This window comes from Paucilactobacillus suebicus DSM 5007 = KCTC 3549 (genome assembly GCF_001434475.1).
In the GTDB taxonomy this organism is placed as follows: Bacteria; Bacillota; Bacilli; order Lactobacillales; family Lactobacillaceae; genus Paucilactobacillus; species Paucilactobacillus suebicus.
Genome location: NZ_AZGF01000008.1, coordinates 87,064 through 108,794 on the forward strand (window position 1 = coordinate 87,064; position 21,731 = coordinate 108,794).

Annotated in this window: 18 protein-coding genes and 1 pseudogene; 6 read left to right on the forward strand and 13 right to left on the reverse strand. The window is 39.5% G+C overall.

Annotated features, from left to right (window positions below; translation table 11 throughout):
• Nucleotides 1-99: 99 nt before the first annotated feature.
• Nucleotides 100-1,023 (forward strand): ABC transporter ATP-binding protein, encoded by a 924-nt coding sequence (locus tag FD16_RS05055; protein ID WP_010621231.1) that lies wholly within the window; start codon nucleotides 100-102, stop codon nucleotides 1,021-1,023.
• Nucleotides 1,016-1,792, forward strand: coding sequence for an ABC transporter permease (locus tag FD16_RS05060; RefSeq protein ID WP_010621230.1), 777 nt, complete (start codon nucleotides 1,016-1,018; stop codon nucleotides 1,790-1,792). The genes FD16_RS05055 and FD16_RS05060 overlap by 8 nt, the downstream gene beginning before the upstream one ends.
• Nucleotides 1,793-1,950: 158 nt before the next feature.
• Here the strand turns inward: FD16_RS05060 and FD16_RS05065 are convergent, their stop codons facing one another.
• The 6 genes and pseudogenes from FD16_RS05065 to FD16_RS05090 form a co-directional block, all read right to left on the reverse strand.
• Nucleotides 1,951-2,841, reverse strand: coding sequence for a sensor histidine kinase (locus FD16_RS05065; protein WP_010621229.1), 891 nt, complete (start codon nucleotides 2,839-2,841; stop codon nucleotides 1,951-1,953).
• Nucleotides 2,838-3,506, reverse strand: a pseudogene (locus tag FD16_RS05070) (response regulator transcription factor). The gene FD16_RS05065 and the pseudogene FD16_RS05070 overlap by 4 nt, the downstream one beginning before the upstream one ends.
• A gap of 563 nt (nucleotides 3,507-4,069) precedes the next feature.
• Nucleotides 4,070-5,377, reverse strand: coding sequence for an ammonium transporter (locus FD16_RS05075; protein WP_010621227.1), 1,308 nt, complete (start codon nucleotides 5,375-5,377; stop codon nucleotides 4,070-4,072).
• A gap of 226 nt (nucleotides 5,378-5,603) precedes the next feature.
• Complete coding sequence (locus tag FD16_RS05080) at nucleotides 5,604-6,218, reverse strand: uracil-DNA glycosylase (protein ID WP_010621226.1); 615 nt, start codon at nucleotides 6,216-6,218, stop codon at nucleotides 5,604-5,606.
• 12 nt (nucleotides 6,219-6,230) lie between these two features.
• Entirely contained in the window at nucleotides 6,231-7,292 is a 1,062-nt protein-coding gene (locus FD16_RS05085; protein ID WP_010621225.1) for a YdcF family protein, read from the reverse strand.
• Between the two features lie 132 nt (nucleotides 7,293-7,424).
• Entirely contained in the window at nucleotides 7,425-8,051 is a 627-nt protein-coding gene (locus FD16_RS05090) for an LVIS_2131 family protein (RefSeq protein WP_010621224.1), read from the reverse strand.
• 160 nt (nucleotides 8,052-8,211) lie between these two features.
• Here FD16_RS05090 and FD16_RS05095 point away from each other — a divergent pair, with 160 nt between their 5' ends.
• A complete protein-coding gene (locus tag FD16_RS05095; protein ID WP_010621223.1) occupies nucleotides 8,212-8,397 on the forward strand; it encodes an LBP_cg2779 family protein in 186 nt (61 codons plus the stop codon).
• A 304-nt stretch (nucleotides 8,398-8,701) separates the two neighbouring features.
• Nucleotides 8,702-11,050: a LysM peptidoglycan-binding domain-containing protein gene (locus FD16_RS05100; protein ID WP_010621222.1), complete on the forward strand. Its 2,349-nt coding sequence runs from the start codon at nucleotides 8,702-8,704 to the stop codon at nucleotides 11,048-11,050.
• A gap of 322 nt (nucleotides 11,051-11,372) precedes the next feature.
• On the opposite strand, the gene FD16_RS05105 is transcribed toward FD16_RS05100, so the two are convergent.
• Nucleotides 11,373-12,548 carry an MFS transporter gene (locus FD16_RS05105; RefSeq protein WP_010621221.1) on the reverse strand — a complete coding sequence of 392 codons (1,176 nt, stop codon included), beginning with the start codon at nucleotides 12,546-12,548 and terminating at the stop codon, nucleotides 11,373-11,375.
• A 180-nt stretch (nucleotides 12,549-12,728) separates the two neighbouring features.
• Between FD16_RS05105 and FD16_RS05110 the strand changes: the two genes are divergently transcribed.
• Nucleotides 12,729-13,631: a metal ABC transporter solute-binding protein gene (locus tag FD16_RS05110; RefSeq protein WP_010621220.1), complete on the forward strand. Its 903-nt coding sequence runs from the start codon at nucleotides 12,729-12,731 to the stop codon at nucleotides 13,629-13,631.
• Between the two features lie 482 nt (nucleotides 13,632-14,113).
• On the opposite strand, the gene FD16_RS05115 is transcribed toward FD16_RS05110, so the two are convergent.
• From FD16_RS05115 to FD16_RS05140, 6 genes are all read right to left on the reverse strand, one after another.
• Nucleotides 14,114-15,457 carry an aspartate aminotransferase family protein gene (locus FD16_RS05115; RefSeq protein WP_010621219.1) on the reverse strand — a complete coding sequence of 448 codons (1,344 nt, stop codon included), beginning with the start codon at nucleotides 15,455-15,457 and terminating at the stop codon, nucleotides 14,114-14,116.
• 4 nt (nucleotides 15,458-15,461) lie between these two features.
• Nucleotides 15,462-16,922, reverse strand: coding sequence for an APC family permease (locus FD16_RS05120; protein WP_010621218.1), 1,461 nt, complete (start codon nucleotides 16,920-16,922; stop codon nucleotides 15,462-15,464).
• 608 nt (nucleotides 16,923-17,530) lie between these two features.
• The gene (locus FD16_RS05125) at nucleotides 17,531-18,280 is read right to left on the reverse strand and encodes a glucose 1-dehydrogenase (RefSeq protein ID WP_010621217.1); all 750 of its coding nucleotides are present in this window, start codon (nucleotides 18,278-18,280) and stop codon (nucleotides 17,531-17,533) included.
• 259 nt (nucleotides 18,281-18,539) lie between these two features.
• A complete protein-coding gene (locus tag FD16_RS05130) occupies nucleotides 18,540-19,388 on the reverse strand; it encodes a helix-turn-helix domain-containing protein (protein ID WP_029508295.1) in 849 nt (282 codons plus the stop codon).
• Between the two features lie 68 nt (nucleotides 19,389-19,456).
• Nucleotides 19,457-19,903: a threonine/serine exporter family protein gene (locus FD16_RS05135; protein ID WP_010621215.1), complete on the reverse strand. Its 447-nt coding sequence runs from the start codon at nucleotides 19,901-19,903 to the stop codon at nucleotides 19,457-19,459.
• 10 nt (nucleotides 19,904-19,913) lie between these two features.
• Nucleotides 19,914-20,678, reverse strand: coding sequence for a threonine/serine exporter family protein (locus tag FD16_RS05140; protein WP_010621214.1), 765 nt, complete (start codon nucleotides 20,676-20,678; stop codon nucleotides 19,914-19,916).
• A 286-nt stretch (nucleotides 20,679-20,964) separates the two neighbouring features.
• Here FD16_RS05140 and FD16_RS05145 point away from each other — a divergent pair, with 286 nt between their 5' ends.
• Nucleotides 20,965-21,540, forward strand: coding sequence for an LOG family protein (locus FD16_RS05145; protein ID WP_010621213.1), 576 nt, complete (start codon nucleotides 20,965-20,967; stop codon nucleotides 21,538-21,540).
• Nucleotides 21,541-21,731: the final 191 nt, after the last annotated feature.

Sequence of the window (21,731 nt, forward strand, 5' to 3'; positions counted from 1 at the left end):
GTTACTTTGTTGTGAGTTAAGAAACAGTTAATAATTCAGTTAACATTTCATTAATAGCCGATCGATATACTGAAGTCATCAACTTAAGGAGGAAACATCATGGAAAATGTCATCGAGCTGCATAACGTTACCAAGAAATTTGGTAAACAGACTGCGCTTAACCATGTCAATTTAACGATTCAACGTGGTGATATTTATGGATTAATCGGTCGAAACGGCGCTGGCAAAACAACCATTTTAAAATCGATCGTAAAATTAATTCAACCAAGTGCCGGCGAAATTGTTTTATTTGGTCAATCAGACGGTACCGAATATTTTAAGCAGTTGAAACGAACAGGCAGTGTCATCGAAACTCCTGTCGCTAATGCACAACTCACGGCTCGCCAAAATCTAAAATACTACTGTAAAATGAAGGGCATCGTTGATAAAAATGCCGTTGACGAAGCATTAAAATTCGTTGGACTTGAGGATACCGGAAAAAAGAAGTTTAAAAATTTTTCTTTGGGAATGAAACAAAAATTAGGTTTAGCCGTAGCGATGCTCAATAAACCGGATTTATTAATTTTGGATGAACCAATCAATGGACTAGATCCAATTGCCATTGCGGAATTTCGTAATTTACTGATTAAGCTTAATCAAACTCAAAAAATGACGATCCTGATTTCTAGCCACATTCTGGAGGAGCTCTATCAAATGGCAACCCGTTTCGGTATTATCAACAACGGTGAAATTATTAAAGAAGTCACCAAAGAGGAATTTGAAGAACAAAGCAAAGCCTACATCAAATTGGAAATAGGCGAAGCTAGTGATGCTACCGCTGTATTACATCAAATCGGGATTGATAATTTTAAAGTTATTGACGCCCACACTATTAACATTTACGACATTCATGCTAGCAACAATGAAATTGTTAAGGCAATGGTGACCGCTCAAATTGAGGTGCAAACGATCGTTAAACAACACATTAACCTCGAAAACTACTTTAAATCGATTATTGAATCTGGAGGTGAACAAGATGCTTAACATGGCACGAGCAGATTTTTACCGCCTTTTTCGCTCTAAGGGCCTTTATATTACGGAAGTCGTTCTTATTTTCATTGTGCTAATTTCTATTTTTAACAAAACAGTTGGCTTAATTCTTGGTAATTCTGGCTCACTATCAACATTTCAGGCCGCTAATAATGGGCACTACTGGAATGCGGTTCACGCTACTAACGCCATGACTAGTATGACCAGCCTGTTAATTTACATTATTTTGCCGTTATTTATTATGACAATTGGTTTTGAATTTTCACGTAAAATTTACAAGAACCCACTCAGCAGTGGTATGACCCGTTTAAACTATTTTATTTCTAAATATTGTGTATTTATTGTCATCACAATTCTGCAATTCATTTTCTATTACGCTGCCATTTTCTTAATTGCTGGTTTTAAAAATGGCTTTGGTCACATTAATGGTCATTTTTTTACCAAACTATTTGAAACTGTTGGCACTCAAATTTTAGAAGTAAGTGCCATTTTTTCGATTGCGGTGCTTGCGTTATACTTAACGTTTTCAACTATTGCCTCAGTCATCACCACAATTATCTTTCCCGTCTGTATCAGTGTATTAGGTGCGGTGTTTGAAAAACAACACTGGCTTCAAAACCTGAATTTCCAAAACCGAATTGATTCTGCCTACTATACTAATTACTCGACTGCACACCTCCACACAATGCTAACTTACTCATTTGGTTTTATATTTGTCTGCTTGCTTTTAGCTTATCTGACATTTAGAAAGCGCGATCTATAAAAGAACTATCATGAACCAAAATTTTAATTTCAAAAATATAAGGCACTCTCATTTAAAATCCCGAATTTGGATTTTAGTTGAGAGTGCCTTACGTGGTCATTTATCGTGCATTTAGGTTAGACATGCGTTTGTTAAAAAATTAAAACTTTGTTCTAACCTCACTTTTCTAATGTCAGTCTGATTTCAAATGATAAATCTTGCGTTTTAATATCCGCATTACCGTTCAATAATTTTGCTAGTTGAGAAATAATGTATAATCCCAGTCCCGCATTTTGCGTTTTACCAGCTAAATCTTCGGTGTAAAACCGATCAACTAAATTTTGTGGGTTTTTAATTGGTTTGTCCAGACTGTTTTCTACGTCCAATACAAGTTGAGTTTCCACAATCTTTAAAGTGACTTTTGCATCACGATAACCATGATCCAACACATTACCTAAAACATTCTGCACAATGCACTCAAATGAAATTTTATCTATTTGCCATATTACATCTGGTTGAATATCCAGCTCTAATTTTATGTGATGTGCATTCAAGGCATCGTACATTTTCAAAGCCGCCTGCTGCAGTATCTCCGACACATTGAGTGATTCAAGATTAATTTGAATGCGATTTTCAATTAACCGATTATAAAGCAACAATAAATCAAGATTTTCCGTCAGGCTGACTAGATTACTATTCACTTGTTCCAACTGCTCGCGATCTTCAACTTTAAGCTGGCCATTTTTCAATAACATTTGAGTATATCCACTTGAGACAGCCAGTGGAGTCCGTAAATCGTGAGAAATATTATGAATCGCCAAATCTAGTTGGTTCTTTGATTGCACATAGTTTTGCGCTGATTGCTGGTGTTTATCAATCAATTGGTTAATTTCACGGGTTAATTCCACCACCTCACGATTACGTGAGTGAAGTTGAAGGTGTCCATTCGTTGTTTGCCGATTAATAAACCGCATTTGTTGATTCAATCTACGGATGTCTAGAATTACGTAACTCAGGTAACCGACCATAATTATCACAACTACCGCCAAGACAGTTAAAAGAATGATCATGCAAGTCGCACCCCAATTCCCCAAATGGTTTCAATATATTGCTCATCAGCATCTACCTGACTAATTTTGTTTCGCAGATTACTAATATGCACATTAATTGTATTTTCATCCCCATAGTATTCGTCTTACCAAACAATCTCGTATAACTGTTTCTTGGTAAAAATCTGCTGAGGATTTTTGAATAACAATGCTAAAATATCAAATTCCTTTTTCTTTAATTGAATTTTCTTTGGGCCATTCTCAATTTCATATTCATCTGGCAATAACTGAATATTTTTGTACTGCATGATCGAGGTCTGCGAACTATCATGATGATTGCGTAATTGAACCGTAATTCGTGCTAGTAACTCATTGATGTTGAACGGCTTAGTCACGTAATCATCCGCTCCATTCATTAACAGTTCGGCAACTTCACTTGAGTCATCAAGCGCAGTCAGCATAATTACAGGTACATCGCTATCTTTTCTAATATCGTTCAAAACCTCATCGCCGTTTTTTCCTGGTAGCATTCGATCTAGTAATATCAGATCTACTCTGTGTTGAGAAAATAATAGTTCACCCTCTGTACCTGAGAAGGCCTGAATTACCAAATAATTCTGTTGTAGCATGCTAAGCAGCATTTGTTGCATATCATTATTGTCTTCTACTACTAGAATGGTTTGCATTGTTAATCTCCTAAAAGAGTGTGAAAGATTGCGCCCGGATACTGTTCTCTAAGGGCCGTAAGCTTATTAGTTGCGCTTTTTGCAACTGGTGCGTTTACGGTCCAGAAAATGAGCATCTGCAAGTTTTTACACATTTAGTCTAAAGTGCCTAAAAAATGGTTTGTTAGCTTCATTCATCGTGCTTATTATAGCATTTTGAACTTTTTTTGTATGAGACGCCTGCATGAGAATCAGGCACATATCCTAAAGTCCCTGCCTTTTCTCGGCAATCTAGTCGAAACGTGGTCAATAAGTCAGCCCCAGCCATGTAAGAAAATCATCCAAACATTCCAAGCCCTGCTTTTTCTGGCAGTCTTGCCGAAACGTGGTCAGTAAGCCAGGTCCTGCCATGTAGGAAAATCATCCTAACATCCCAAGCCTGCTTTTTCTGGCGGTCTTGCCGAAACGTGGTCAGTAAGCCAGGTCCTGCCATGTAAGTGAATTAGGCACATATCCCCAAAACCGGGATACGTGCCTAATTCACTTACATAACTGGACCTAAACAGCTTACTGACCACTCTTTTTTAGTCCGGCCTCTTATTCAAATTAGCCAACTGACCAGCAAATTCTTTTCTGAAGATGTCGACATCCTTGGCCGCCTCACTCGCTACCTTGTAGTCGGCACTTTCACCGTGTTCACCGAGATCTAGGCCGAGTTTTTCTTCTCTTGCCGAAACACGCATTGGCACGAAGACTTTCATGATGACGACAATGATGCTTACCATGATTGCTACAAAAATAATGGTAAATGCCGTGATAATTAGCTGAATGCCAAACTGATGAAACCCGCCACCGTAGAACATTCCGTTGTGAGCAACTGCTGAATTAACACTCTTTGTTGCAAACAATCCAGTTGCCAGACTACCAACGATCCCGCTGACACCATGGCATCCAAATGCATCCAACGTATCATCAACGTGGATTCGTGGCTTTATATAATTTACGAAGAAATAACTTGTACATGTACCAGCAATGCCAATCCAAAACGCACCGGCACCAGTTACATAACCACAAGCAGGTGTAATTGCAACAAGTCCACATAACGTTCCATTACATACACCAACCATCGATGGTTTGCCAGTCCTGATAACATCGATTGCTAGCCAAGTCATCATTGCACTAGCCGTGGCAATCGTAGTGGTAAATGTCGCTTGAACAGCAACATTCGAAACACCAAACGCACTACCAGCATTAAATCCATACCAACCAATCCACAAAATCGTCGTTCCAAGTAACACCCAAGGCAGATTGTAGTGAACCGGTTCTTTATCTTCCACACGATGTCCAAGAAAGATCGATAGTACTAACGCAGTGATCCCGGCATCAATATGAACAACCGTGCCACCAGCAAAATCCAAAGCACCCATTTTATAAAAGATCCCGTCTGGACTCCATACCAAGTGAACCATTGGATAATAAATAAAGATTGACCAGAAAATAACAAAGAGAAATAAAAATTTAAACTTCATTCTACCGACAATCGCACCAACAAACAAAGCGGGCGTGATAATAGCAAACATCATTTCAAACAGTGAATACAAACCATTTGGAATTTTAGTGGTCGACATCGTTAGTGCCGTCATATCAAAGTGTCGCAGGAAAACTTGTTTCAATCCGCCAATCACTCCGAAGTGATCACCACTAAATGAAAGTGAATAACCAACTAAGAACCACAAAACAACCGCTAGGCCGCAAATAAAGAATACTGAAAGCATTGTATTAACAACATTTCTTTTTGATACAAGACCACCGTAGAAAAACGCTAATCCCGGAGTCATAAATAAGACCAAAATTGTTGATAAAATCATAAATGATGTGTTGGCTAAATTCATATATCCCTCTCCCTTATGCTGATAGATTTACTCTATGTCATAAAACATAACATCATCATTTGCGATGGTCAATGGTATTTTAGTAATTAATTCAAAAAATCCACTAAAAGTTAGTGTAACCGTCTCAACAATGTTATAAAACATAACATTAACTTAGTAGAAACAGTATTTTCGGCCTTATTCATAACAAAAAAAATAGAGGCAATCATGCTTCTATTTACAATCTTTACATCAATATTGACTTCAGGTGTTTTAAATCTTCATTTGCAGTTGTCGCCATTTTAGGAAAACGACGCACGTATGAAGGATGATACAGTGCCACAATTGGGTACTGACGTTGTGACCATTCATACTTTTTACCATTCCATACCCTAATTGCTGAATTAAAAAGTTGACCATGCACATCCCCAATTTTTACTGATGTACCAACTAGTCGTTGTAATCCAGTATTTCCCAGTGGAATTAGTAAATCATGGTTCACTGGTAACTGCCCTAATTCAAAATCAAGTAAGGGTGCAAATGCCTGCTCTTCTTTTTTGGTTGGTTTGCGGTCACTTTTACGACCATTTCTTTCATTGAACGGCCTGCTTCTGACGGCACCGGTTAAATAAATTTGATCACGTGTAACATCCAACTTTGCCAACCATTCGTTTAGTGTCTTACCAGCCGGCCCCATGAATCCGTGACCGGTTTGAGCCTCCACACGTCCAGGAGCCTCGCTGACAATTGTAAATTGCGGTGTCAGTGATCCTTCGCCAGGCACAAAGCCTTCCAATTTGTCGTTTGCATCAATCATATTTTTAGTTTTTTCAATCATTGAATTCGTTAAGAAAGTTGTCATTGTAATCTCTCCTTAGAATAAATGCGGAATCACATGCGTAGTTGTTTGCACGATTGAAAATATAATTAGTACCGCTAACGCAATTATATGGAATTTTTTATGACTTAGTAAAATTGCTGCATATTCTCGTAACAAAGCATTAGGAATGAAAAAATGGCTAGTTTTAGCGGATAATCCATTAATATTCAGACCAACATAGCGCGCATAACCTGCGGCTCGATACGTATGAAAATCACTAGTGGCAAATAATCCTTTGCTCAGATCAATATCGTTATTTTCTAGAATTTTCTTCGAGAATTGCATGTTTTGTAGTGTTGTTTTAGATTTTGACTCCATAAAAATGTGATCATTATCGATGCCTAGTGATAGGGCGTATTCTTTCATTGCCTGTGACTCTGGCACCTTTTCGTCCGGCCCTTGACCACCGGATATGACAATTACTGGAGCCAACCCTGTTTTACTAATCTGTAAATCACTGAAATCCTTAGCTCGTTTAATACGGGCTGCTAACAATGGTGTCACTGTGCGTCCTTTAATTAAACCAGCTCCCAAAACAATGATGTACTGTTTATCGTAGCTAGGTCTAAAAATTCTAGATAAGAAAAACGACGTTAAGAAGTTTAAAAACCAGAAAATCACGTACAGTACAATTACATCCGTCACAGCGGTAATAGCTGCCGCAATTGAGCTTGGAAAATATTTATCGATCATCCCAAATACAAATGGACTAACAATGATGGCTAACCCAATTAATAATGTCAGCATATTCTGCAAGGTATGGCTTTCATGGCGCCATACAATTAGGGCATTCCACAATAGCATAATCCCAGATAGTAAATATGTAATAATGATCGGAATTAAAATCAGGATTAGTAAAACTATAAAGACGCTACTTAACCGTCTGTCATTAATGTAAATAACAGTCATCGTTAAAGAAAAAAAGATCATTACGAGCAATAGATTACCAATTACTCCATTTAATAGTCGGACTTTATTCGACTTTAAGCTCAGCATTAATCCGCCGACAATTATTGCGACTGCCACCCATGATCCGACTAATAATAACCATTGCATCGTTTTTCCTCCATCTTTGCATTCACTATCTAGATTTTACAAATTAATTCAACCATTGTACACGATATTGTATCTTTCATTGCACAAAAAAAGCTATGGAATTGAACTTCCACAGCTTCAAAAATGAAATATCTAATTTTTATCAACAAAGTTTGTTGATGGTACACGAATCAGCGTGTAATGATCGGCATCTCGTCCGCTACGCATACCCAACCCATTAATAAAACTATTCTTGTACTTCACGCTCATTTCGGCAACAAATGCCTTACCATTTTTTTCATCCTGCTTCTTTAATTCTTTATTGTTCCATGGGTAGACTGATGCAGCCATATCCATCGGTTTAGTTCCTACTGCAACTGAAGCATTATGTCCACTAACAGTGTACTTACTACCCTTAGTCCAATATGAATACGAGATCACGGGGTGTGAACCACTGTCTCGACGTTGTGCCTGTGCATAGTAAAAATCGTCTTTGACGGATGTTAATACAAGTGGACGATATGTGGTACTAATTGTCACTTCGTTGTGATTGCCATAGTCCACCTTACGGAAGAAGGTGAAGTAAGCCATCATTATAAAGGCTGCTGCTGCAATTACCAGTAAGCCAGCATATTGCCAAAAGTTTTTCCATGCAAAAGACTTTTTTGTTTTAACGATTAATCTTAACTGCCGTACTCTAATAAAATGAATAACAAAAATCAAGTATACGATGGCGACTATCCAAAGTAATGCACCAATCCAATTCCAACCTGTTAACATAATTGCTAACTCCCATCTCTATTGTCTCTCTAAATTATGACATAAATATACCATAAAATCTTCAAAACAGAATTTTCTGTGATTATTTTACCGAAAAAAGTTACAATAGAGCTATAGGTTTGGTAATACTTAATAATATTTTTATAAGGAGTGGTTGGAAATGGATAACTTGAGTAAACTAGCGGAAGAAATCATTGATTTTGAGAAGAAAAAGCATATGGCGGATAACGACATCGCTTTTGGTAGTCAATTATCGGTGGAACAAGTTCACAATATTAAATCGATGACGACTACTCCGAGTGACCAAGAAGTTCAAGCATTACGCCGTTTTATGAAAAATGCGTAATCATATATAGGTAGAGAAGTTCTCACGTATTAAAAGTTCAATTTTAATATTACAAATATGTTACAAAAGCACGAGAAACGCAATTATGTTCCCGCGCTTTTTCTTTGGAAAGGCACATATGACCACACATTCAGGCTTTGATGAAAACAGATGTTTGCATTCTACAAGTCGTTGACACCACAGTGGTTTTAGATTATCGTGTAACTAAATTAATAATCTTAATGTTTCCTTAATATTTGTTATTTTTTCTTATCAATAAATTCACAACTTAATTTGCTTTTTTTCAATAAAGGAGAGACGCAGAATGCAATCACATAATATTGATCACCAATTACATTATAAAATGTACAAGCAGGGTCGCAAATGGGTCTTTGCAAGTATTGCAGCCATTTCAATCGGCCTTGGTGCAACGGGTGTTACAGCTCATGCCGATACGACTCAATCAGCTGCCGACCAGAATTCAAGCACTACAAGTAATGTTGCAGTATTAAGCGCATCAAGTTCAACCGCTACTTCTACAGCAAGTGCTAGTTCTGATGCATCATCATCTGCAAGTTCAGATGCAACTGCTGCTTCATCAGCTAACTCGGATGCCACATCAGCAAGTAGTGCCGATGCTAACAGTGCCTCAGCTGCTTTAAGTGACGCAACTTCATCTGTTTCGGCTACCACAAGTTCTGCAAGCCAAGCATCAAGTTCAGCAACCACCGCAAGTGCTTCAACAGCCCAGAGTAGTGCAGCCAGTTCTGCTGTAAAATCAAACGCCGTATCTTCAGCATCTACATCTGCAACTTCTGCTAGTGCTGCTTCATCAGCAACTTCTTCAAGTAGTACAGCAACTGCATCATCTGCTGCTAAAACATTAACCAGCGCTAGTGCAGCAACAAGCACCGCCGCTTCATCAGCTGTTCAAACTGCTGTTTTGGTTACTGAAAACAGTGATGCACTTGAAGCCGCAAAATCTGCAGCCGCAGAAGTATACAAAGAAACTGGTGTTGCACAAACCGTTACCGCGGTCGCAGCCAGTGCAACGGCCACTCAACCAACATATAGCTCAAACGCTTCACTTCAAGCATTCATTGAAAGTGTCCAAGCTGGGGCAATCCAAGGTTGGGAAGAATATGGTGTCCTACCTTCAGTTACAGTTGCTCAAGCAATTCTTGAAAGTGGTTGGGGTAAGTCTTCATTATCAACACAGGCTCATAACCTCTTTGGAATCAAGGGATCTTATAACGGCAACTACGTTAACTACCCAACTCGTGAATATGTAAATGGCAAGTACATCACCGTCTACGCAGAATTCAGAGCTTATGCAAACAACTCTGAAAGTGTTGCCGATCATGGTTACTTCCTATATTCAAACTCACGGTACAAGAACTTGTTAGGCGTTACAAACTACAGAACAGTTGCTCAAGACTTACAATCAGATGGTTATGCAACTGATCCAAACTATGCAAGTTCATTAATTTCACTTATTCAGACTTATAACTTAACTCAGATTGATGCAATTGCTCTTGCTGGTGCCAGTCTTCAATCAAGTGGTAGTTCAACTTCTAGTTCAAGCAGTTCTTCAAGTTCAACTAACTCTTCGTACTACACTGTTAAAAGTGGTGATACACTTTCAGGCATTGCTTCAAATTACAACACGACTAGTGCTACGTTAGCATCATTGAATAACATCAGTAATGCCAACTTGATTTACATTGGACAGCAGTTACTCGTGAAGGCATCGACATCAAGCTCATCGTCAACTAGCTCTTCATCAACAAGTTCAAGTGCTACCGGTACTTATACCGTTAAGAGTGGTGATACACTTTCAGGCATCGCTTCAAGTCATGGAACTACTTCGGCAGCACTTGCCACAATTAACAGCATCAGCAATGCCAACTTGATTTACGTTGGTCAAGTGATAAAGTTAAGCAGTTCTTCATCAAGCAGTTCAACAACTACTTCAAGTGCTTCAGGCACATATACAGTTAAGAACGGCGATTCACTCTCTGCAATTGCCACAAAGTACGGAACTACTTCGGCAGCACTTGCTTCAATCAACAACATTAGCAATGCTAATTTGATCTATGTTGGTCAAACCATTAAGTTGAGTGCATCAAGCTCAACAACATCAAGTAGTTCTTCTAGCTCTTCTGCTAGTGGGTCATACACTGTTAAGAGTGGTGATACACTTTCGGCTATCGCTGCTAAATATGGTGTTTCAGTAAGTACCTTAGCTTCAATAAACGGTATTTCAAATGCCAACTCAATCTTGGTTGGTCAAACCATCAAGTTGAGCGGATCATCAAGCAGTTCTTCATCAACAAGCAGTAGTTCATCAAGTTCTTCTGCTTACACGGTTAAGAGTGGTGACACTTTATCAGCCATCGCTGCTAAATATGGTGTTTCGGTAAGTACCTTAGCTTCACTGAACGGCATTTCAAATGCTAACTCAATCTTGGTTGGTCAGACCATTAAGTTAAGCGGATCATCAAGCAGTTCTAAGACTAGCTCATCAAGCTCATCATCTGCTTACACAGTTAAGAGTGGTGATACCTTATCAGCTATCGCTGCTAAGTATGGCGTTTCAGTAAGTACCTTGGCTTCACTCAATGGTATTTCAGATACTAATACCATTTTGATTGGTCAAAAAATTAAGCTTTAATACATTGAATGCAAACAACCCTACATCTTCGTGATGTAAGGTTGTTTTTTTGGAAATATTTGTATTTCATTTATTCAATATAGATTAAATGAACTGCGAGGGGCAACTCACTGCGCTTAACCAAATGAGTCACGCAATCCCAAGTTCAGGGATTACGCGACTCATTCAGTTAATGCTCGTGAGCTAACCGCCCCTCTACGTTCTCTGTTAAAATGAACTCCGTGAGGCAACTCGACATAAAATAAGGGAAAGATGGTCATCAGGACAAAGTTCACGTCTTAATGACCATCTTTCCCTTATTTTACACGAGCTAATCGCCTCACTACGTTCTCTGCTTGATGCTATACGTAGTGAAAAATGATACGATCAGGAATACTGCGACTACCATGTATGGATAGTGGTAATTCCAATCTAATAAACTACCTGAAATGATCGGACCGATGACATTGCCGACACTTGTTAACGACATATTGAGTCCGTTAATCAAGCCTTGGTTGTTTGGACTAATCTTCGTTAACATTGTAGTAATCGCTGGTCTTAATAAATCAAACGCTGTAAACACAATTAAAGTTGCAATCATGACTTCAATCTTTGTATGTGCCACCATAATCCAGATTGTCCCCCCAAAGCTGAGAAAGAAGCTATACCTGATCAATCTCGTTTCATTCAACCACAATACCATTCGATCAAACAACACTACTTGGAAAAATAGAGAAATCAGTCCGTTAAATGTTAGTACAATTGCAATATCATTTAAGCTGAACTTAAATACCTCATTGACATAAATACTATAAATACTTTCAAATCCTTGCAGGCCAAATGAAGATACAAGAATCATAATGAATAGCAGTACCACCGGTCTACTTAATAATAGAGACTTAGCGGCCGTCCAGCCCTGTTTAGTAGACTCATGCTGTTTTTCCTCAACGTTGTGAGGTAATGCATCTTGTTTGGGCAACATCGCAATCATTGCAAACATGCTGAGCAATCCCAATACACCAGCTACCCAGAATGGTGCTTTATAGTCGATTTTAGCTAGTAAACCGCCCAATCCGGGTCCAAGTATCAAACCACCACTAAACGCAGCAGAAAGCCAGCCAATGACTTTTGCACGTTGCCTTTTTGTTGTAATATCAGCGGCCATTGCCATTGCCGTCGGCACCACCATGGCGGCTGATAAACCGCCGACAATTCGTGAGATGTCAAACATCCACAAATAATTCGTTATCGCAAACAAAAATTCCGATAACATATATAAAAAGAGTCCGATAACTAGTACCGGCTTACGACCAAATTGATCGGATACGCGCCCGATAATCGGTGACGCTATAAACTGGGTGAGAGCAAATAACGATGTCATAATTCCCATGTCGGTTGCTGTTAAATGAAGTTCATTTTTAATAAACGGCATTACAGGGATCACAAGACTGATTCCCAAACATACCAAAAATTCACTAAACACCAAGATAAAAATCGCGCGCCTGGTTGTCCGTTGCATATCAATACCTCCTAACGATTTTTTCAGCATAACAACCAGTATATAGGTAAACGATTATGATTGTCCACTAATACCGGTTGTACCACGTATGGATGCAATCAATATAAAAATTTAAATTTACATTACTCAATAATTCAGTTAACCTTGGATAGTAATAGTTACGATATAGGAGCCGCATAAATGAAATTTAAATTCAAACGTCTCATGCTGTTAAGCTTGGGATTAATATTAATGGTGGTACTCGCTGGCTGTGGCAAACAGCAAACCAGCGACCACACTGGTAAAATTAGAATTGTAGCCACCACCAACTTCTACGGTCAGGTAGCTAAAGCCGTTGTTGGTAATAAAGGCACCGTCACTTCGATCATCAATAAACCATCAATTGACCCTCACGATTTCGAGCCAACCACTAACACTGCCAAGGCCGTTAGCAAGGCTGATATTGTCATTGCCAACGGGCTTGGATACGATTCATGGATGGATAAACTAGTTAATAATTCCTCAGATCATGTCTATATTAAAGTAGGTAGCGACATCATGGGGCTTAAAAAAGGTGATAACCCACACGTTTGGTATAACCCCACCACTATGATTAAGTATTCCAATTACTTAGCCGCCAAACTAGCCAAGCAACAACCTCAACATAAAAAATATTTTGAAGCTAACGCAAAAAAATATATTAAATCATTAAAGCCAATGCAAGACGAACTGAAACAGTTAAAGAAAACTGCTAAAGCAAGTAAAATTAAATCTGTCTATGTAAGTGAACCTGTATTTGACTACTCCATCAAAGCGATGGGTTTCAAGGTTGCGGATGTTAGTTTTGAAAATGCCATTGAAAAAAGTACAGACCCCTCTGTTAAATCAATTGAAACAATGCAGCAAGGCATCACTGATCGTAAAATCAGATTTTTTGTGGACAACAAACAAGTTTCAAGTACCACTGTGTCTAACTTCGTACAATTAGCTAAAAAGCACAACGTTCCGGTATTGAAGGTCACTGAAACGATGCCAGCTCATACGACTTATGTTAAGTGGATGACTAGTCAGTATAAGGAATTAAACAATGTTTTGGAAAAATAAAGAGACAAAGTAAACTGATCACTGGAGTTGCGATTAGTTTACTTTGTCTCTTTGTCTCTTTAAATTGTAGTCTCGGGTGTCAAGTTTGTTTGATACTCTCCGCACCTTTTTTGATAACTGGCTCCTCTAAGCAGATCCTGTGCATAATCAAGAACCGGACACCATCGAAAGTGCCGATGATGCCCGGTTCTCAATTATTGCTCGGATCTAAGCGATTAGATCCGCACCTTTTTTTGATAACCGGCTCCTCTAAGCAGATCCTGTGCATAATCAAGAACCGGACACCATCGAAAGTGCCGATGATGCCCGGTTCTCAATTATTGCTCGGATCTAAGCGATTAGATCCGCACCTTTTTTTGATAACCGGCTCCTCTAAGCAGATCCTGTGCATAATCAAGAACCGGACACCATCGAAAGTGCCGATGATGCCCGGTTCTCAATTATTGCTCGGATCTAATCGCTTAGATCCGCACCTAATTTGTTTACCAACCAATCTCATCCGCATTATCAGGTAAGGAAAGTTTACCTTCCTTTAACTCTGAAAATGCTTGATCGATGATTTTAAACGCTTGTTTTAGCTGTTCTTCTGTTATGACCAACGGTGGTTGGAATCTCAACACGTTGCCCCTCAAACTGATAATGATGGCACCCAACTCGAAGATTCTGTAGATCAACTTAGTTGTTGCTTCATCATCACCCTTACCTGTTTTAGGATCAATGATATCAATTCCACCGTCTAATCCATACATCCTAACGTCGCCAATGAAATCATATTTTTTCTTAGCATCGTTAAAGAAATCTTCGGCCAATTTGCCGAGTTTTGTTGAACGATCTAATAAATGTTCATCTTCAATAACGTCAATTGTTGCATTAGCGGCCGCACAGCTGACTGGATTACCAGCCGTTGTAAATACATGTGCGGGTGATTCCAAAGAGTTCATTATTTCAGCACGACCCATTACAGCGCTTAATGGTAGTCCAGAGGCAAGTGACTTACCAACTGACATTAAGTCGGGTTCAACGCCAAAGCGCTCAATCGACCACCACTTACCTGTCCGACCCATTCCCTGATTAACTTCATCAACGGCAAACAAGATTCCATGTTCATGGGCAAACTGATAAACCTTCTTGATGTACTCAGTAGGCGCCTTGCAGATCCCGCCATCACCTTGAATTGGTTCAATCAAGATAACAGCTACTTCTTCAGCCGGCAAATACGTTTCAAAGGGTAATTTGAACGCGTTAAACATGCGTTCCACGAAATCATCTTCGCTCTCACCCTTTAATTTTTGCCATGGATCCGGATATGGCACTTTGACAACCCCTGGTAACAACGGTCCAATTTTTCGGCTCATATTTAAGCTAACGCTGGAAACCGTCATTGATCCGTATGTTGAACCATGATATGCACCAGTGAAGCTAACAACGTACTGCCGACCCGTATAGGCGCGCGAGTACTTAATAATCGCATCGTTAGCATCGGAACCCGAGTTGCCCCAGGCTAATTCAACAGGGCCGCTAATTGGTGCTAATTTGGTCAACCGTGGAGCCAACCGTGCCCCTTGATCATTAGCAAAATATGCAGGAGTGTATTCGATCAACTTGGCTGCTTGATCTTGGATTGCTTTGACAACGTGTGGGTGACTATGCCCCGTGTTTGTTGCCGAAGCACTGGCCAACAGATCAATATAGGTACGATCGTTGGCGTCTGTAATGGTAGCACCCTTACCGCTTTTAATAACAATATTGTAATACTTGACCCGTGCTGCAGATGAATACGCAGAAGTTTCCTCAGCTAATAATTTCTCATTTTCGCTTTGACTCATGGTATTAACCTTCTTTGCTGTCTTTAGCCTGTTGCTTACCGTTGTCATTCAAGTATGAGTGACGTGAACCGTATACAAAGTAAATAACCAGTCCGAGTAAGAACCAAACACCAGCATAAATCTTAGCGTCTGTACCAAGGCCCCAGAAGACAATCAACGAACCAATAAAACCAAGGGCTGGCAATACTGGGTAGAACGGCATCTTAAAGCTTGGATTTTGAATATCCTTACCTTCACGACGACGTAATCCATATACACCAAGCGAAACGAACATGAACGCAATTAGTGTCCCGGCAGAAATAAGTTGTGCCAAGAATGCAAATGGGAATAGTGAGCCAACAACAACACCAACTACAGTAATAACTGCAAGTGCGCGGTTAGGACGCTTCTTTGAGTCCAATTTGCCCAACCATTTTGGCAATAAGCCATCACGGCCGAATGAATAGATCAAACGTGAGCCGGCAAGTGTCATCCCAATTAGAGCAGTAAACATACCAATAACGGCAATTGCTTGCACAACTGAAGCTACCACAGCATGACCACTTTCACGAAGTGCCCAGCCAACGGGTTCAGCGTTGTTTGCGTAATCTGAATACTTGAACATACCAACTAGGACAAGAGCAACACCCACGAACAAGACCACGGCAATCACAAGTGAACCTAAGATACCACGAGGCATTGTCTTTTGTGGATCCTTTGCTTCAGCCGAATTGGCGGCAATTGAGTCAAAACCAATATATGCAAGGAAGATTTCTGAAACCCCAGCATAGATACCTTGCCAACCACCAAATGCACCATCAGCAGTAGCGCGATATTTAGGAATAAATGGCACGTAGTTGTGAGCCTTAATTGCAGTTACACCAACTGCCAAGAACAGTAATACGGCGAGAACTTTCAAAACAACCAGCACGTTTTCAACGCGGGCTGCAGATGAAACGCCACGCGACAACAGCAAAGCAACAATCACAATCGCAATTGCGGCAACTAAATCGATCACACCACCATTAACACCAACGGCATTAGATAGCTGTTTTGGCAAACTAAGTCCAAGAGGTGCAATCAAGCCACGGAAGTTAGAGGACAGCCCTGACCCAACAAAGGCCACGGCAATAAAGTATTCTGCCAATAGTGCCCAACCGGCAATCCAACCAAAAAATTCACCAAAAATAACGTTAATCCATGAATAAGCTGAACCAGCAAATGGCATTGCAGCAGACATTTCAGCGTATGCAAAAGCCACCAAGCCGGCAACAATCGCAGCAACCAAGAATGACAATGCAACGGCTGGACCAGCATGTTGTGCTGCCACAACCCCTGGTAGAGTAAAAATAGAAGTTGAAACAATGGTCCCAACCCCGAGTGCTAAGAAATCACGCACCCGCAATGAACGCACCAAATGCGCATCTTTTGTGTCATAAACACTAGGATCTTCTTTTCGGAAGATCTTTTCCTTCAAACTTGCCATACACATATCCTCCTATAGGGCAGAACCTAAAGTAATGTGAATAGAATAGATTAGATTTTCTGATTTATATTTTATGTATTCGGACTCTACCCATGAATATTAAAATCTGATTAATATATTCTAACAGCTTAGTGAAAAACGGTCAAATTGATTTCGAATTTTTTTAACTTAGAAAGCCTTAGTATCAGTATTTATAGTTATACAGGTACCGCTTACATGCTTATAAATTGGGAACTTATAAAAATTTAAAATTCTTTTCAAATTTTTATCTTGAATTTGCCATTTATGTATTTTTGCAACATTTGTTATTATTTTATTCATATATTTGGATATGTAGGTTGTTATTTATGAGAGATTTATATCATTCGTGGTGGTTTTGGTTGGAAAAATTTCAGACTTTTTCTGAAATATCCATGAAAAGGATGATTCACGTTGCTTAACGTCTAGCATCAAGATTTAGATGAATTTAACTTTTTGTCTGAAACGTGATAAAAAGAGCTGACCCACATCATATAAGTAGAAAAAGCGGTGCATCACCACAGATCGGTGATGCACCGCTTTTTCTACTTATATGATGTGGGTCAACCCGCTCTTTTTATCACTCTGATTTAGGCTCTAACTCCGCCGTCCACCGTGAATTCTGCTCCATTCGCATACTTGGATTCTTCGCTACCTAAGTATACACAGATTTCTCCAATGTCCTTTGGTTCACCCATGTGGCCCACAGGAATGGTTTGTAAGATCGCTGCTTTTGCTTGTTCTGGCACAATCGATGTGTCAATCCATCCCGGATGAACTGAATTTACTCGAATATCAATTTTACGTTGTGCCAATGATAGAGCAACCGCATGGCTAAACATTCTGGTTCCACCCTTTGATGCTGAGTAATCTGGCGCCATTGGTAATCCAACTAAGCCAGCAACGGAAGAAACATTGATGATTGAACCGTGTCCACCATTTGTATCCTTCATTGCGTTAATCGCGGCCTTCACGCCCAAGAAATTACCGGTCAAGTTAACATTAATAACTTTGTTCCAGTTATCAAGACTCATATTCTCAATTGGACTGCCATCTCCGCCAATACCCGCATTGTTAACCAAGATATCTAGCTTACCAAACTTAGCGATAGTTTCTTTAATGACCTTATTCCAGCCTTCTTCGGTGGCCACATCCATTTGGACAAACAACGCTTTGTCATCACCAAATTGTGCAACTGCCTTCTTACCACCATCAACGTTATGGTTGGCTGTTAAAACAACTTTAGCGCCTTCGCGCACGTAGCACTCAGCAACACCAAGTCCAATTCCAGCCACACCACCAGTGATAATTGCAACTTTATCTTTAAGACGATCTGCCATAAAAAAATTCCTCCATCCTGTATGAGTTGGTTCTCTCTTACTTATTTAATGGTAGCATTTTGTAAGGGGTTACACAAACAAAGAGTGTAAAAAGACGCGCTCAGATACTGTTTTATAAGGCACACCAATGCATTAACTGCGGTCTATGCAGTTGATGTGTTGGTGTGCCTTATAAAATGAGTATCTGCGTCTTTTGCACGTTTAATCAAATCCCAACCAAAAAAAGGACCAACCCCAAAAGGCCAGTCCCACAAACCAACTAAACTAATTCACTATCATTAACCCGTTCCAACAATTTCTGATTACCATTAATTTTAGCAAACGCCCTTGAATCATTCAGCAATTCAATAATCTCGGCTTGCGATTTGTTATTCGCTTTGGCATTCTGAGCTTGGCGGAATCTAATTCGCGCCACATAATACGTAACATGATTCTTGGAACACACATCGTAGCCATAATCTAGTAGTGAATCGCTAGTACTATAATCCTCAATTTGTGCAAAAAACTCAGCCGTGTAGAAAATCATATTTAAAGCACGCCACAGTGCCTTATCATCGTTTAGTGGCAGTTCATGTAGACCCTCGAAAACTTTCTGGAAATAAAATTCACCTTTGTCATACTCTTGGTTATGACTATAAGCAATACCAATTCCCGTAAACGCCAATTGCGAATAGATCGTCTCATGATGTTCGTCCAAACCATTAATGATTTGGTCAAAATAAAATAGCGTATCGATGATTGGTCGATCCGTAAGTGCCGAAACATAACCCATAACGTAAAAATATTGCATCTTAATCATAGGTGACAGCTTGTTTGCTTGAATTTGTGCTAATTTGTCACGGGCGCTGTCGAAATCACTAGTGATAAGCGTAAACTCAGCTTCATCTAACATCCGCTCTTGCTTAGTTTGCGAATGCAGTGTGATTGGAAAAACATCGTCCAAGGTCAAGTGCAAACGAGCACACAGCTTAATTAGGATTCTAATTGCTGGAGCCTTACCTGAATTTTCAAATTTACTGAGAGTTGCCTGTGTGCAAATACCTTCGCACAGTTCTGCTTGTGACAGTCCCATTTGTTTTCTTGCTTCTATGAATCGATCTATATTCATAATATAATCATTCCAATTTAAGTTATTATACGTACATTCTATCAGAATAATAAAATAATTAAAATTGCTTAAGAACGATTTAATTCTTGAATTTTTGCCCGAATTGGCTTTGCTACTGCTTCAGAACACAGGAAACCCAGTGCTAGAGCCAATGCAATCAGTACCGTATTCAAAAATTCTTGTTGTGCAATACCTGTATTGCCACTTGTAAAATTTTTCATACCTAGAAAAATAATGGCACCTGGAACCAAAGAAACTAGACTTGGCACGTAAATTGTGTTCACAGGGACCTTTCTTAGAACCGCTCCAATATTACCTAAAACACCAATAACGACTGCTGCTACGAAGTTTGGTAAGAATATATGGGTGCCGTTGCCAATCAAGAGATAATAACAAATCCAAGATATTGATCCCGCAATGCCGGCTGGAAGTAAGGCCCTACGAGGTACATTCGTGATGATGCCAAATCCAACCGTAGATAAAAAACTAACGATAAATTCAATTAATAATTTCATCATGTTCCTCCTAGACACCAAAAACTGCTCTGAATAATAAACCAGCTAATATCACTCCAGATCCAATGAATCCAGCTACTAAAAGAGCATTAATTGTGCGCATCACCCCAGAAATTAGATGACCGGCAATAATCTCTCTGAAGGCATTTGTAATTGGAACACCTGGTACCAGGGGCATTAGTGCACTAATAATGATGTTATTACTATTGTTAGCCCAGCCAAAATGAACAACCAATAATGCTAACAGTGCTACCGAGAACCCGCCAACTACTTCACCGATAAATGGAATTGCGGCAATTTTCTTCACGTACATTGCCGCTAAATAACCCACGATACCAATCCAGAATGCCATTGCTAGATCCGACCATGCGGTCCGAAACAATAACATTGGTGCAACCGAAACTAATCCCGCACCAATAATTTTACTTGGCCAGTTAAAATCAATTACTTTACGATCTACTTGAGCAACGTGTCTAGATAATTCATCAAAACCAATTTCCTGGGCCACAAATTCGCGTGACAATTCATTAATTTCATCAACCTTCTGTAGGTTGAAGCTTCCTGGATTAGTTTTTACAACATGGGTCATCGGTTCGGTGTCAACTGAAATAAAAATGGCAGTTAGCGTGACATAACATGAAATTGCGACACCTGCAGAATGGCCGATATACTCAACAGTTTCCTCAACTCGGGGAATTTCTGCTCCATTAACCAGCAATATTTTGCCAACCTGACCACATAACTCGATAACTTGATTTTCGTGATTACGATCCACTTTGACCACCACCTCCGTTTTTATATGACTCATTTATACTAGCACATTGGAAAATATTGGTGTTGTGTTTTGGATAAATCACGGGAGGTGAGCTGAAATACGCGAAAGAGACTAGGACATTCCGCTTAATCCGACAAATATCTCGTTCCAAAGACCATGGAACAAGATATTTGTCACATTAATGCTCGTGTCCTAACCAGTCTCTTTCGCGTTCTGATAGCTTTTCACCCAACTTCCGTGTAAAATTGCCTCATGAGTTATTAATTTAAAAAAAGAGGTGATCTTTATGAAACTAACTGTCTTTTGTGGTTCTCGCTTTGGACGTGCTAATCAATATCAATTGGTTGCTAAACAATTGGGTACCCAACTAGCTGCTCGCCATATTGAACTTGTTTATGGTGGCTCACAATCTGGTATCATGGGGACCATCAGTCAGGCTGCGCTTGATAATAATGGTGACGTATTAGGTATCTATCCAGAAAATCTATTCAAATCCGAATTACCACGACACAACGCAACACGCTTAATTACAACAAAGACGATCGATGAACGAAAGAAATTGTTGCTAACTGAGGCTGATGCTTTCCTTGTTTTCCCAGGAGGTATTGGAACCCTTGAAGAATTGATGCAGGCATTATCATGGATGGACATTGGGCTTATTAAAACTAAACCAATGGGCGTTCTAAACATGAATGGTTACTATGATTCTCTTCGCCAATTACTAGATACGTGCAGCGAAGAACAATTTATGAACCCAGCCATTGTCGACAACTGTTTGTTTAGCAATAATTATCAAGATTTGCTTGAAGATATTGTTAATGAAGCAGTACAAAATGGATTGGATGCTGCGGGTTCTAATTAAAGATGATATTGATAATTTGTCGGGGACTATAGTCTCCGACTTTTTTGTCTGTTCATGGATTCCCATCTCTTTTCTGCTGCTTGGCTGAAACGTGATAAAAAGGGCTGACTCCGTTCATATAAGCACAAAAAACGAGAATCCTAAGTTCATGGATTCCCGTTTTTTTGGTTCTACAATATTTGGTACTGATA

Bases quoted from the DNA above. Each gene is read 5' to 3' on its own strand.
- FD16_RS05145 (WP_010621213.1), top strand. From the start codon at position 20,965: ATGAAACTAACTGTCTTTTGTGGTTCTCGCTTTGGACGTGCTAATCAA.
- FD16_RS05055 (WP_010621231.1), top strand. From the start codon at position 100: ATGGAAAATGTCATCGAGCTGCATAACGTTACCAAGAAATTTGGTAAA.
- FD16_RS05065 (WP_010621229.1), bottom strand. From the start codon at position 2,841: ATGATCATTCTTTTAACTGTCTTGGCGGTAGTTGTGATAATTATGGTC.
- FD16_RS05095 (WP_010621223.1), top strand. From the start codon at position 8,212: ATGGATAACTTGAGTAAACTAGCGGAAGAAATCATTGATTTTGAGAAG.
- FD16_RS05085 (WP_010621225.1), bottom strand. From the start codon at position 7,292: ATGCAATGGTTATTATTAGTCGGATCATGGGTGGCAGTCGCAATAATT.
- FD16_RS05125 (WP_010621217.1), bottom strand. From the start codon at position 18,280: ATGGCAGATCGTCTTAAAGATAAAGTTGCAATTATCACTGGTGGTGTG.
- FD16_RS05075 (WP_010621227.1), bottom strand. From the start codon at position 5,377: ATGAATTTAGCCAACACATCATTTATGATTTTATCAACAATTTTGGTC.
- FD16_RS05090 (WP_010621224.1), bottom strand. From the start codon at position 8,051: ATGTTAACAGGTTGGAATTGGATTGGTGCATTACTTTGGATAGTCGCC.
- FD16_RS05080 (WP_010621226.1), bottom strand. From the start codon at position 6,218: ATGACAACTTTCTTAACGAATTCAATGATTGAAAAAACTAAAAATATG.
- FD16_RS05115 (WP_010621219.1), bottom strand. From the start codon at position 15,457: ATGAGTCAAAGCGAAAATGAGAAATTATTAGCTGAGGAAACTTCTGCG.
- FD16_RS05110 (WP_010621220.1), top strand. From the start codon at position 12,729: ATGAAATTTAAATTCAAACGTCTCATGCTGTTAAGCTTGGGATTAATA.
- FD16_RS05105 (WP_010621221.1), bottom strand. From the start codon at position 12,548: ATGCAACGGACAACCAGGCGCGCGATTTTTATCTTGGTGTTTAGTGAA.
- FD16_RS05135 (WP_010621215.1), bottom strand. From the start codon at position 19,903: ATGAAATTATTAATTGAATTTATCGTTAGTTTTTTATCTACGGTTGGA.
- FD16_RS05130 (WP_029508295.1), bottom strand. From the start codon at position 19,388: ATGAATATAGATCGATTCATAGAAGCAAGAAAACAAATGGGACTGTCA.
- FD16_RS05120 (WP_010621218.1), bottom strand. From the start codon at position 16,922: ATGGCAAGTTTGAAGGAAAAGATCTTCCGAAAAGAAGATCCTAGTGTT.
- FD16_RS05100 (WP_010621222.1), top strand. From the start codon at position 8,702: ATGCAATCACATAATATTGATCACCAATTACATTATAAAATGTACAAG.
- FD16_RS05060 (WP_010621230.1), top strand. From the start codon at position 1,016: ATGCTTAACATGGCACGAGCAGATTTTTACCGCCTTTTTCGCTCTAAG.